The sequence below is a fragment of the Streptomyces sp. NPDC053750 genome (assembly GCF_044544295.1).
In the GTDB taxonomy this organism is placed as follows: Bacteria; Actinomycetota; Actinomycetes; order Streptomycetales; family Streptomycetaceae; genus Streptomyces.
In genome coordinates this window covers 457,898-470,241 of sequence record NZ_JBITXB010000003.1, presented here as the reverse complement: position 1 = coordinate 470,241, position 12,344 = coordinate 457,898, and the positions used below count along the sequence as shown (strand labels likewise).

Below are 12,344 nucleotides of genomic sequence, written 5' to 3'. Positions count from 1 at the left end.
CGCAATGACGCGCACTATGCCCGTGCGCCCGTACGCGCAGGTCAGAGCCGCTTTCCGCCTGTCCCGAAGGACGTGTCACAACCATGGCCGCCACCCCGCCGAATCCTGCTGCCGCGACCCCCCGCCGCAAGGTGAGCCGTCACCGCGGCGAGGGTCAGTGGGCGGCCGGTCACTTCACCCCGCTCAACGGCAACGAGCAGACCAAGAAGGACGACGACGGTCTCAACGTACGGACACGTATTGAGACGATCTACTCCAAGCGGGGTTTCGACTCGATCGACCCCGGTGACCTGCGCGGACGCATGCGCTGGTGGGGTCTGTACACCCAGCGCAAGCAGGGCATCGACGGCGGAAAGACGGCCGTCCTCGAGCCGGAGGAGCTGGACGACAGCTACTTCATGCTCCGCGTCCGCATCGACGGCGGCGCGCTGACCACCACGCAGCTGCGTGTCATCGGCGAGATCTCGCAGGAGTTCGCGCGCGGCACCGCCGACATCACCGACCGGCAGAACGTGCAGTACCACTGGATCCGGATCGAGGACGTGCCCGAGATCTGGAACCGCCTGGAGGCCGTCGGCCTGTCCACGGTGACCGCCTGCGGCGACACGCCCCGCGTGATGATCGGCTCCCCGGTCGCGGGCATCGCCGAGGACGAGATCATCGACGGCACGCCGGCGCTGGAGGAGATGAAGCGCCGCGTCCTGAACAACAAGGCGTACTCGAACCTCCCGCGGAAGTTCAAGACCGCGATCTCCGGGTCGCCGGTGCTGGACGTGGTGCACGAGATCAACGACGTCGCGTTCGTCGGCGTCCGCCACCCCGAGCACGGGCCGGGCTTCGACCTGTGGGTCGGCGGCGGCCTGTCCACCAACCCCAAGCTGGGTGTGCGCCTGGGCGCCTGGGTGCCGATCGAGGACGTGCCCGACGTCTACGAGGGCGTCATCTCGATCTTCCGTGACTACGGCTACCGGCGGCTGCGCAACCGCGCCCGCCTGAAGTTCCTGGTCGCCGACTGGGGCGCGGAGAAGTTCCGCCAGGTGCTGGAGGACGAGTACCTCGAGCGCAAGCTGACCGACGGTCCGGCGCCCGCCGAGCCGACGAGCCGCTGGCGGGACCACATCGGCGTGCACCGGCAGAAGGACGGCCGCTTCTACGTCGGCTTCGCCCCGCGCGTCGGCCGCGTCGACGGCACGATCCTGACCAAGGTCGCCGACCTGGCGGAGGCGCACGGCTCGGGCCGGGTGCGCACCACCGTCGAGCAGAAGATGATCGTCCTCGACGTCGAGGAGGGGCAGGTCGACTCCCTGGTGGAGTCCCTGGAGGCGCTGGACCTCACCGCCCGGCCCTCCACCTTCCGGCGCGGCACCATGGCCTGCACCGGCATCGAGTTCTGCAAGCTCGCCATCGTCGAGACCAAGGCGCGCGGCGCCTCGCTCATCGACGAGCTGGAGCGCCGTCTGCCGGAGTTCGACGAGCCCCTCACCATCAACCTCAACGGCTGCCCCAACGCCTGCGCCCGCATCCAGACCGCCGACATCGGCCTCAAGGGCCAGCTGGTCCTGAACGCCGAGGGCGAGCAGGTCGAGGGCTACCAGGTGCACCTGGGCGGTGCGCTCGGCCTGGAGCCGGGCTTCGGCCGCAAGGTGCGCGGCCTGAAGGTGACGGCCGAGGAGCTGCCGGACTACGTCGAGCGCGTCCTCAAGCGCTACGAGGCCGAGCGCGAGGACGGCGAGCGCTTCGCCACCTGGGCGGCCCGCGCCTCCGAGGAGGCCCTGTCATGACGGAGCGTGCCGCGCCCTTCTACTGCCCCTACTGCGGGGACGAGGACCTGCGTCCGCACGAGGAAGGTCACGGCGCCTGGGAATGCGGGGCGTGCAACCGCGCATTCCAGTTGAAGTTCCTCGGGCTGCTCGCCCGGGGTCTTCAGCCCAACTCCACGGGAGAGGAACCGATATGACGGCGGTTCAGGAAGAGCGTACGACCGAGGAACTCAAGGCGCTCGCCGAGCGGGCGGGCCGCGAGCTGGAGGGCGCCTCCGCGCTGGAGATCCTCCAGTGGGCCGCCGAGACGTTCGGCAGCCGCTTCTGCGTGACCTCCTCCATGGAGGACGCGGTCGTCGCCCACCTCGCCTCCCGCGCCCTGCCCGGCGTGGACGTGGTGTTCCTCGACACCGGCTACCACTTCCCGGAGACCATCGGCACCCGGGACGCGGTCGAGGCCGTGATGGACGTGAACGTCATCACGCTCACCCCGCGCCAGACGGTCGCCGAGCAGGACGCCGAGTACGGCCCCAAGCTGCACGACCGCGACCCCGACCTGTGCTGCGCGCTGCGCAAGGTGAAGCCGCTGGAGGAGGGCCTCAGGGGCTACCAGGCCTGGGCGACCGGTCTGCGCCGCGACGAGTCCGAGACCCGGGCGAACACTCCGGTCGTCGGCTGGGACGAGAAGCGGGGCAAGGTGAAGATCTCCCCCATCGCAGCCTGGTCACAGGAAGATGTGCAAACGTACGTGGCCGAGCACGGCGTCCTCACCAACCCGCTGCTGATGGACGGCTATGCCTCCGTGGGCTGCGCGCCCTGCACCCGACGTGTGCTGGAGGGCGAGGACGCCCGCGCCGGACGCTGGGCGGGCCGCTCCAAGACCGAGTGCGGACTGCACGGCTGACCATGACGACCACTGAGATTCAGGAGAACCACGTGACGACCGGAGCCACCGTCTGGCTCACGGGTCTGCCGAGCGCCGGCAAGACCACCATCGCGTACGAGCTGGCCGGCCGGCTGCGCGAGGAGGGCCACCGCGTCGAGCTCCTCGACGGCGACGAGATCCGCGAGTTCCTCTCGGCGGGCCTCGGCTTCAGCCGCGAGGACCGGCACACCAACGTGCAGCGCATCGGCTTCGTCGCCGAACTGCTCGCCCGCAACGGCGTCACGGCGCTGGTCCCGGTGATCGCCCCGTACGCGGACAGCCGGGACGCGGTGCGCGAGCGCCACGAGGCGAACGGCACGGCGTACGTGGAGGTGCACGTGGCCACCCCGGTCGAGGTGTGCTCGGTGCGCGATGTGAAGGGCCTGTACGCCAAGCAGGCCGCGGGTGAGCTGACGGGGCTCACCGGGGTCGACGACCCGTACGAGGAGCCCGTCACGCCCGACCTGCGCATCGAGTCGCAGGACCAGACCGTCCAGGAGTCCGCCGCGGCGGTCCACGCCCTGCTCACCGAAAGGGGACTGGCATGACGACGACCGTCGCTGCGGTCAGGGAGGGTACGGCCGGTCCGTACGCCCTCTCCCACCTCGACGCCCTCGAGTCCGAGGCGGTGCACATCTTCCGCGAGGTGGCGGGCGAGTTCGAGCGGCCGGTGATCCTCTTCTCCGGCGGCAAGGACTCCATCCTCATGCTGCACCTGGCGTTGAAGGCGTTCGCCCCCGCCGCCGTGCCGTTCTCCCTGCTGCACGTCGACACCGGGCACAACTTCCCGGAGGTCCTCGACTACCGCGACCGCACGGTCGAGAAGTACGGGCTGCGGCTGCACGTCGCCTCCGTGCAGGACTACATCGACCGGGGTGTGCTCAAGGAGCGCGCGGACGGCACCCGCAACCCGCTGCAGACGCTGCCGCTGACCGAGAAGATCCAGGCGGAGAAGTTCGACGCCGTCTTCGGCGGCGGGCGCCGCGACGAGGAGAAGGCCCGGGCCAAGGAGCGGGTGTTCTCGCTGCGCGACGAGTTCTCCCAGTGGGACCCGCGCCGGCAGCGCCCCGAGCTGTGGAACCTGTACAACGGCCGGCACGCCCCCGGCGAGCACGTCCGGGTCTTCCCGCTCTCCAACTGGACCGAGCTGGACGTGTGGCAGTACATCGCCCGCGAGAACATCGAGCTGCCGGAGATCTACTACGCGCACGAGCGTGAGGTCTTCGCCCGTAGCGGCATGTGGCTGACCGCCGGCGAATGGGGCGGCCCCAAGGACGGCGAGAGCGTGGAGAAGCGCCGGGTGCGCTACCGCACCGTCGGCGACATGTCCTGCACCGGCGCCGTCGACTCCGACGCCGACAGCATCGAGAAGGTGATCGCGGAGATCGCCGCCTCCCGGCTCACCGAGCGCGGCGCGACGCGCGCCGACGACAAGCTCTCCGAGGCCGCGATGGAAGACCGCAAGCGCGAGGGGTACTTCTAAAGATGACCAGCACCACCGAACCCGTCGAGCCCCTGTCGGTCGAGCAGTTGTCGGAGACCACCCTGCTGCGGTTCGCCACCGCCGGGTCCGTCGACGACGGCAAGTCCACCCTGGTGGGCCGCCTCCTGCACGACTCCAAGTCGGTCCTCGTCGACCAGCTGGAGGCCGTGGAGCGCGCCTCCGCGAGCCGCGGCCAGGAGGCCCCGGACCTCGCGCTGCTCACCGACGGCCTGCGGGCCGAGCGCGAGCAGGGCATCACCATCGACGTGGCGTACCGCTACTTCGCCACCCCGCGCCGCCGGTTCATCCTGGCCGACACCCCCGGGCACGTGCAGTACACCCGGAACATGGTCACCGGCGCCTCCACCGCCGAGCTGACGGTGATCCTGGTCGACGCCCGCAACGGCGTCGTCGAGCAGACCCGCCGGCACGCCGCGATCGCCGCCCTGCTGCGCGTCCCGCACGTCGTCCTCGCCGTCAACAAGATGGACCTGGTCGACTACAAGGAGCCCGTGTTCGCCGCGATCGCCGAGGAGTTCACGGCGTACGCGACCGAGCTGGGCGTCCCCGAGGTCACCGCGATCCCGATCTCGGCGCTCGCCGGTGACAACGTGGTGGAGCCGTCGGCGGTCATGGACTGGTACGGCGGCCCGACGGTCCTGGAGCACCTGGAGTCCGTCCCGGTCAGCCACGACCTGGCGCACTGCCACGCCCGGCTGCCCGTCCAGTACGTGATCCGCCCGCAGACCGCCGAGCACCCCGACTACCGCGGTTACGCGGGTCAGATCGCCGCCGGCACCTTCCGCGTCGGCGACGAGGTCACCGTGCTGCCGTCGGGCCGCACCTCGAAGGTGTCCGGCATCGACCTGCTGGGCGAGCCGGTCGACACCGCCTGGACGCCCCAGTCGGTGACGCTGCTGCTCGAGGACGACATCGACGTCTCGCGCGGGGACCTGATCGTGCCCCGCAAGGACGCGCCGGCCACCACCCAGGACGTCGAGGCGACCGTCTGCCACGTCGCCGACGCCCCGCTGACCGTGGGCCACCGCGTGCTCATCAAGCACGGCACCCGCACGGTGAAGGCGATCGTCAAGGACATCCCCGCCCGGCTCACGCTGGACGACCTGTCGCTGCACCCGCACCCCGGACAGCTCGTCGCGAACGACATCGGCCGGGTCAAGATCCGTACGGCGGAGCCGCTGCCCGCCGACTCCTACGCCGACTCCCGCCGCACCGGTTCCTTCATCCTGATCGACCCGAGCGACGGCACCACGCTCACCGCTGGCATGGTCGGCGAGTCCTTCGCCGCGCCGGAGCCGGTCAAGGACGAGGCGGACGACGACGGGTGGGACTTCTGAGCATGGGCTCCCCCGACTTCTACTCCACGTTCGCCAAGGAGGGCGGCCGCGTGGGCAGCGGTGCTCTCGGCAGCGGGCAGGGCGGAGTGGCGCGATGTGCGCGGTGACGTACGCGCACCGCTCGCGCGCCCTCACCCCCCACCGCCGTAGACGCAAACCTGCCGACCTCCCGGCCACGACCTGACACCTCGGACCAACCGACAGGCGTGCGAGCCGGACCAACGAGAGGAACACCTCCCGTGCCTGCCACCACCGCTCTGCGCCGCACCCTGGCGGTCATAGCCGCGCTCCCCCTCCTCACCCTGGCCGCCTGCGGCTACGGCTCCCAGGCGAAGGAGGACGACACCGCCAAGGTCGCGGCGGGCGCGGAGAAGATCGACGGTCTGGACTCCGTGCGGATCGGCTACTTCGGCAACGTCACCCACGCCACGCCGCTGGTCGGCAACCAGAAGGGCTTCTTCCAGAAGGCGCTGGGCGGCACCGAGGCCAAGTACGCGACCTTCAACGCGGGCCCGTCCGAGATCGAGGCGCTGAACTCCGGCTCCATCGACATCGGCTGGATCGGCCCGTCCCCGGCGATCAACGGCTACACCAAGTCGGGCGGCAAGAACCTCCGCATCATCGGCGGTTCGGCCTCCGGCGGGGTGAAGCTCGTGGTCAACCCCGACAAGATCAAGTCCCTGAAGGACGTCAAGGGCAAGCGCATCGCGACCCCGCAGCTCGGCAACACGCAGGACGTGGCGTTCCTGAACTGGATCGCCGAGCAGGGCTGGAAGGTCGACGCGCAGAGCGGCAAGGGCGACGTCACGGTCGTCCGCAGTGACAACAAGGTCACCCCCGACGCCTACAAGGCCGGTTCGCTGGACGGTGCCTGGGTGCCCGAGCCGACCGCGTCCAAGCTGGTCGCCGAGGGCGGCAAGGTGCTGCTGGACGAGTCGACGCTGTGGCCGGACAAGAAGTTCGTGATCACGAACATCATCGTGTCGCAGAAGTTCCTGGAGGAGCACCCCAAGGCCGTCGAGGCCGTGCTGCGGGCCTCGGCCGACACCAACGAGTGGATCAAGGCAAACCCGGACGAGGCCAAGGCCGCGGCCAACAAGCAGCTGGAGAAGGACACCGGCAAGGCGCTGCCGGCCGAGGTCCTGGACCCGGCCTGGGAGTCGATCGAACTCACCGACGACCCGCTGGCCGCCACCCTCGACGCCCAGGCGGAGCACGCCGTCAAGGCCGGCCTGCTGGAGCAGCCCGACCTCAAGGGCATCTACGACCTCACGCTCCTCAACAAGGTCCTCAAGGCCAAGGGCGAGCCCGCGGTCGACGACGCCGGTCTCGGCGTCAAGTAAGCGCGGATCCCGACCATTCCCAGGAGGTGACGACCATGGCCACGACCACGACCCTCGCCAAGGCCGACGAGGGCACCGCGGCGGTCACGCACGCCGCCCGGATCGAGCACGTCTCGAAGTCGTTCGCAGGCCCCGCCGGGCAGCAGCTCGTGCTGGACGACATCACTCTCGATGTCGCGCCCGGCGAGTTCGTCACCCTCCTGGGGGCATCCGGCTGCGGCAAGTCCACGCTGCTGAACCTGGTGGCGGGCCTGGACGAGCCGAGCGCCGGCACGATCGCCACGGACGGGCGGCCGGCCCTGATGTTCCAGGAGCACGCGCTGTTCCCGTGGCTGACCGCGGGCAAGAACATCGAGCTCGCGCTGAAGCTGCGCGGCGTGCCCAAGTCGGAGCGGCGCGACAAGGCGGAGGAGCTGCTGGAGCTCGTCCGGCTGAAGGGCGCGTACGGCAAGCGGGTGCACGAACTGTCGGGCGGTATGCGCCAGCGGGTCGCGATGGCCCGGGCGCTCGCCCAGGAGAGCAAGCTGCTGCTGATGGACGAGCCGTTCGCGGCGCTGGACGCCATCACCAGGGACGTGCTGCACGACGAGCTGACGCGGATCTGGCGCGAGACACAGCTGTCCGTCCTCTTCGTCACGCACAACGTGCGCGAGGCGGTCCGGCTCGCGGAGCGCGTGGTGCTGCTGTCGTCGCGTCCGGGGCGGGTGGCGCGGGAATGGACGGTCGGTATCCCGCAGCCGCGCCGCATCGAGGACGCCGAGGTCGCGGAACTGTCCGTCGAGATCACCGAAGAACTGCGTGGGGAGATCCGCCGCCATGGCCAGCACTGACACGACGCGTCCCGCCAAGGAGGGCGGTGCCAAGGACGGCGGCGATCTCGCCGGTCTGGAGGCGGGCCTGGACGCACTGGAGACGGTGCAGCGAGGCCGCAAGCCCTTCCGGCAGACCTTCGTGGAGAAGATCCTGCCGCCGACCGTCGCCGTGCTGCTGGTGCTGGCGGTGTGGCAGGGCCTCGTCTCCTTCAAGATCGTCGACGACCCGACGAAACTGCCCGCGCCGTCCGACGTGTGGGACGTCGTCCACCAGGCCTGGCTCCAGGGCGAGCTGCTCGGCTACATCTGGACCAGCGTCTCGCGCGGCCTGCTCGGCTTCTGCTTCGCCCTGCTGATCGGCACCCCGCTGGGGTTGCTGGTGGCGCGGGTGAAGTTCGTGCGCGCCGCGATCGGGCCGATCCTGTCCGGCCTCCAGTCGCTGCCGTCGGTGGCCTGGGTGCCGCCGGCTGTGATCTGGCTGGGCCTGAACAACTCGATGATGTACGCCGTCATCCTGCTGGGCGCGGTGCCCTCGATCGCCAACGGTCTGGTCTCCGGCGTCGACCAGGTGTCCCCGCTCTTCCTGCGGGCGGGGCGCACACTGGGCGCGACGGGGCTGAAGGGCACCTGGCACATCGTGCTGCCGGCCGCGCTGCCCGGCTATGTGGCGGGGCTGAAGCAGGGCTGGGCGTTCTCCTGGCGTTCGCTGATGGCCGCCGAGATCATCGCGTCCTTCCCCGACCTCGGGGTGGGCCTGGGTCAGTTGCTGGAGAACGGCCGCAACGCCAGCGACATGGCCATGGTGTTCGAGGCGATCCTGCTCATCCTGTTCGTCGGCATCGCCATCGACCTGCTGATCTTCAGCCCGCTGGAGCGGTGGGTGCTGCGCAGCCGCGGTCTGCTGGTGAGGAGCTGAGGTACGACATGTCCGCGCCGGTCCGCCCCGTACTCCTGGTCATCGCCCACGGCAGCCGCGACCCGCGGCACGCCCAGGCCGTGCACGCCCTGGTGCGCCGGGTCAGGTCGCTGCGCCCGGACGTACGGGTGGAGACCGGCTTCCTGGACTTCAACGTGCCCTCGGTGCCGGGGGTGCTGGAGTCGCTGGCGACGGAGGGCGTGCGGGACGTGGTGGCGCTGCCGCTGCTGCTGACCCGCGCCTTCCACGCCAAGGCGGACATCCCGGCGGTCCTCGCGGACGCGCCCGCGCGGCTCAGGATCCGGCAGGCGGAGGTGCTGGGCCCCTCCCCGCTGCTGCTGTCGGCGCTCGAGCGGCGGCTGTACGAGGCGGGTCTGACGCCCGCCGACAAGTCCTCGACCGGGGTCGTGCTGGCCTCGGCGGGGTCCTCCGACCCGGAGGCGATCGCAGTGATCGCAGAAATCGCGCGGGAGTGGCGGCACACCGGTTGGTGCGCCGTGCGGCCTGCGTTCGCCTCCGCATCCCTTCCGCGCACCGAGCAGGCGGTGGCCGAGCTGCGGGAGCTGGGCTGCGAGCGCGTCGCCGTCGCCCCGTACGTCCTGGCCCCCGGCTTCCTGCCGGACCGCATCGCGCGGGGCGCGGCCGGGGCGGACGTACTCGCGGACGTGCTCGGTCCCTCGCCGGAGGTGGCGCGGGTGCTGCTGGAGCGGTACGACGAGGCGCGGGTGCCGGTGCTGGCGGCGGTCGGGGCCTGAGCCCGATACGCCGGCCGGAGCGCCGGCTCAGGCTCCGGTCAGCTCCACGAGCTTGACGACGGTGTTCCAGTTGCGGGTGGTGGCGATCAGACCCTTGGTGACCCGGGGCCTGGAGAGGGCCTCCGCGAGCTTGGAGCGGCCCAGACCGTTCGGTGCGTACAGGTACAGGGCGCGGTCGCCGAGGCGGAACTCCTCGGGGCGGAAGGCGTCCTGGTCGATCCCCGCGAAGCGGTCCGCGTCCACCGGCGCGGAGTAGTAGGTGACATGGAGCTGTTTCGCCTCCAGGTCGGCCGCGGGGAAGGGGCAGGCGTCGGCGATCGCCTTCAGATAGGCGTGGTCGCGCACGATCACGTCCACGCCGAAGCCGAAGTGCTTGTCGATCGCGTCCCGCAACTCGGCGGCGAGCGACTCCTCGTCACCGTGGTCCGCGCCGAACACGGCCTGACCGCTCTGGAGATAAGTGCCGACGGCGTCGTGGCCGAGCCCCTCCATCAGCGCCCGGAGTTCGGCCATCGGGACCTTCTTCGCGCCGCCCACGTTGATCCCCCGGAGCAACGCCGCGTACCTCGTCGTCATGCTCACACCATAGAGCGGCCGTCGTGCCCCGTGGGGGCGGGCACGACGGCCGCGTCCGCGCGCCGGCGGACGTGCGCGCCACTCTCGCCGATGTGGTGTGCGCGGTTCAACCACTACACGCGCCTGTGACTTATTCAACAACCTTGCGAAAGGGTGCCGGGTGCGCAGAAGTAACACCGGCCGCTCGTGACGGAGGCGTGAACGGGGGAAGGGCCCGCCGGTTCCGGGAACCGGCGGGCCCTTCCGCGTGCTGCCGGTGCGGTCAGTCCCGCGCCGCCGCCAGCTCCGCCTCGATCAGGTCGGCGGCCCTTCGGGTGCCGCCCTCCTGGACCATCCGGGCCTGGAGCTCCTTCAGGCGCCGGGCCACCTCCGGGTCGTCGACCAGGGCGAGGGCGGCGGTGCGCAGCGCCTCGGCCGTTGCCTCCTCGGTCGGGAGCCGGCGGGCGACGCCGAGTCCCTGGAGCATGTCGGCGTTGCCGAACTGGTCCACGGCCTGCGGGACGGCGATCATCGGCGTGGCGGTGGCCAGGCCCTCCTGGCTGCCGCCGGCGCCCGCGTGGGTGACGAACAGGTCGGCCTGCTGGAGGATCGCCAACTGCGGCACCCAGGAACGCACTTCCACGTTCTCCGGTACGTCGCCCAGCTCGGCGGCGTCGACGTGCTTGCCGACCTGGAGTACCACGTGCCACCCGGGCAGCCCGGCGAAGGCCTTGACGCACTCCCGGTAGAAGCCCGGCTGCTTGGTGAACGCGGACCCGAGGGAGACGAGGACGACCTTCTCCGCACCGGTGGGACGCTGCCACTCCCCCTCGGCGCTGCGGTCGCCCTGGCAGGCACCGACGAAGGTGTACGTCGTCTCGTCGACCCGGTCGGCGTTCGGCTGGAGCGCCTTGGGGATCAGCACCAGGGAGCGGGCGGGGCGGCCGACGAACGGGTCGGGGTGCTCGGTGATCCCGTTCTCCTCCAGCCAGGCGTGGAAGCGGGCGTAGTACGCCCGGCCGCGTTCGGTCTTCAGCGGCTCCTCCCACATCGGCTCGCCGACCTCCTGCTCGTACCCCTCCCAGGCGACCATGCACGGCGAGAGGGAGACCACCGGCACGCCCCAGCGGTGGCCGAGGACACGGGCCGGGTAGGCGCTGATGTCATGCAGGACCAGGTCCGGCTCGTCGCCCTCGTACGCCTCGACGAGCTGGGGGAGCGCCTGGATCGCGTCGTTCAGGAACGGCTCGACGTTGTCCAGCAGCGTGGTCCCCCACGCCTCCGGGTCGGCGTCGGGGCCGGGCAGGGTGCTGTTCCACAGCTTGGGTTCGGCGCCCGCCTCGGCGACCTTGTCCGCGAAGAGCGGCGGGATCGCGTACGTCACCCGGTGCCCTCGGGCGACGAGCTCTCGGATCACCTCCAGGCTGGGGTTCACGTGGCCGTGGGCGGCGATGGAGAACATGGCGATGTGAGCGGGACTGGTCATGTGCCGAGGGTACGCGAGACGAGACGTCTCGTGCAAGCTCTTTTCCCGCGCGTCCCTCCTCATGCCGCCAGCTCCTCGTGCAGCCGCAGCCACCGCGTCGGCGTCACCTCGCCGACGAGCACGCCGCGGTCCAGGCCCGCGGCCCGGAACGCCGCGTCCACCCGACGCCGGGGGTGGGCCCTGCGCAGGGAGGCGTGCAGCGAACCGCCGACCCCGGAGAAGCCCAGCTCGACCAGGTCCCCCCAGCTCCGGTGGGCGGCGCCGGTGAGCAGCGGGGTGGGGCGGCGTTCGATGCGGAGGATCCCGGCGTCGACGCGCGGCGCCGGGCGGAAGCCGTACCGGCTCACCCGCCCGGCCAGCCGCCACTCGTGGCGGGGCCAGGTCCGGACCGTCAGCAGCGTCCAGCGGCCGTAGTCGCCTGTGCGTTTGCGGGCGTACTCGAGCTGGGTGAGGAGCGTGGCGTCGGTGAGACCGGGTGCGGTGAGGCACCAGTCGACGATGTCGGCGGTGCGGGAGAAGGGCACGTTCCCGGCGACGGAGAACGGCGTGCGCGGGGGCCGTGCGGCGAGGAAGTCACCGGCGACGACACGGACGTGGGGGGTGTGCGCGAAGCGGGCGCGGAGCCCGGGGACGAGCCGGGGGTCGATCTCGTAGGCGTGCAGTTCCCGGCTGCGGCGGGCGAGCGGCTCGGTGAGGGCGCCGTTGCCGGCGCCCACTTCGAGCAGGAGGGGCGGGTGCCGGCGGTCGGGGGCGGCGAGCCGGGCGACGCGGTCGGCGGTGTGGCGGTCGGCGAGGAAGTTCTGCGAGAGCGTGCGGGCACGCTGGGTGGGGCGGGCCATGGCCTGTGGTCCCTTGTCTTCCGTGAAAGGGGGCGGAAACGGGCAGCCGAAGGCCCTGACCGGAAGACGAAGGCAAAAGGAGATGCGGAGGCTCAGCCCCGCCGCGCGTGCA

The 12,344-nt window shown here is 71.1% G+C and carries 13 protein-coding genes; 10 read left to right on the top strand and 3 right to left on the bottom strand.

Features of this window, described 5'->3' with window-relative positions:
* Positions 1 to 83: 83 nt before the first annotated feature.
* The 10 genes from sirA (at position 84) to ACIGO6_RS11435 (ending at position 9,352) form a co-directional block, all read left to right on the top strand.
* Positions 84 to 1,781, top strand: coding sequence for a sulfite reductase SirA (sirA, locus tag ACIGO6_RS11480; protein WP_399874492.1), 1,698 nt, complete (start codon positions 84 to 86; stop codon positions 1,779 to 1,781).
* Entirely contained in the window at positions 1,778 to 1,957 is a 180-nt protein-coding gene (locus tag ACIGO6_RS11475) for a hypothetical protein (RefSeq protein ID WP_399874490.1), read from the top strand. The genes sirA and ACIGO6_RS11475 overlap by 4 nt, the downstream gene beginning before the upstream one ends.
* Complete coding sequence (locus ACIGO6_RS11470) at positions 1,954 to 2,664, top strand: phosphoadenylyl-sulfate reductase (protein ID WP_399874488.1); 711 nt, start codon at positions 1,954 to 1,956, stop codon at positions 2,662 to 2,664. Before ACIGO6_RS11475 ends, ACIGO6_RS11470 begins: the two co-directional genes overlap by 4 nt.
* Positions 2,665 to 2,666: 2 nt before the next feature.
* Positions 2,667 to 3,233: an adenylyl-sulfate kinase gene (gene cysC / locus ACIGO6_RS11465; protein ID WP_399874486.1), complete on the top strand. Its 567-nt coding sequence runs from the start codon at positions 2,667 to 2,669 to the stop codon at positions 3,231 to 3,233.
* Entirely contained in the window at positions 3,230 to 4,168 is a 939-nt protein-coding gene (gene cysD / locus ACIGO6_RS11460) for a sulfate adenylyltransferase subunit CysD (RefSeq protein WP_399874484.1), read from the top strand. Before cysC ends, cysD begins: the two co-directional genes overlap by 4 nt.
* A 2-nt stretch (positions 4,169 to 4,170) precedes the next feature.
* Complete coding sequence (locus tag ACIGO6_RS11455; RefSeq protein ID WP_399874482.1) at positions 4,171 to 5,526, top strand: sulfate adenylyltransferase subunit 1; 1,356 nt, start codon at positions 4,171 to 4,173, stop codon at positions 5,524 to 5,526.
* Positions 5,527 to 5,765: 239 nt separating this feature from the next.
* A complete protein-coding gene (locus ACIGO6_RS11450; RefSeq protein ID WP_399874480.1) occupies positions 5,766 to 6,869 on the top strand; it encodes an aliphatic sulfonate ABC transporter substrate-binding protein in 1,104 nt (367 codons plus the stop codon).
* Between the two features lie 35 nt (positions 6,870 to 6,904).
* Positions 6,905 to 7,699, top strand: coding sequence for an ABC transporter ATP-binding protein (locus ACIGO6_RS11445; protein WP_399874478.1), 795 nt, complete (start codon positions 6,905 to 6,907; stop codon positions 7,697 to 7,699).
* The gene (locus tag ACIGO6_RS11440) at positions 7,686 to 8,597 is read left to right on the top strand and encodes an ABC transporter permease (RefSeq protein WP_399874476.1); all 912 of its coding nucleotides are present in this window, start codon (positions 7,686 to 7,688) and stop codon (positions 8,595 to 8,597) included. The genes ACIGO6_RS11445 and ACIGO6_RS11440 overlap by 14 nt, the downstream gene beginning before the upstream one ends.
* 8 nt (positions 8,598 to 8,605) lie before the next feature.
* Positions 8,606 to 9,352, top strand: a complete 747-nt coding sequence (locus tag ACIGO6_RS11435; protein WP_399874474.1) for a sirohydrochlorin chelatase — start codon at positions 8,606 to 8,608, stop codon at positions 9,350 to 9,352.
* A 27-nt stretch (positions 9,353 to 9,379) separates the two neighbouring features.
* On the opposite strand, the gene ACIGO6_RS11430 is transcribed toward ACIGO6_RS11435, so the two are convergent.
* The 3 genes from ACIGO6_RS11430 to erm(O) form a co-directional block, all read right to left on the bottom strand.
* Positions 9,380 to 9,928: a DUF1697 domain-containing protein gene (locus ACIGO6_RS11430; protein WP_399874472.1), complete on the bottom strand. Its 549-nt coding sequence runs from the start codon at positions 9,926 to 9,928 to the stop codon at positions 9,380 to 9,382.
* Positions 9,929 to 10,190: 262 nt separating this feature from the next.
* Positions 10,191 to 11,456, bottom strand: coding sequence for a glycosyltransferase (locus ACIGO6_RS11425; protein ID WP_399874470.1), 1,266 nt, complete (start codon positions 11,454 to 11,456; stop codon positions 10,191 to 10,193).
* Positions 11,453 to 12,232 (bottom strand): 23S rRNA (adenine(2058)-N(6))-methyltransferase Erm(O), encoded by a 780-nt coding sequence (gene erm(O) / locus ACIGO6_RS11420; protein WP_399874468.1) that lies wholly within the window; start codon positions 12,230 to 12,232, stop codon positions 11,453 to 11,455. The genes ACIGO6_RS11425 and erm(O) overlap by 4 nt, the downstream gene beginning before the upstream one ends.
* Positions 12,233 to 12,344 lie beyond the last annotated feature (112 nt).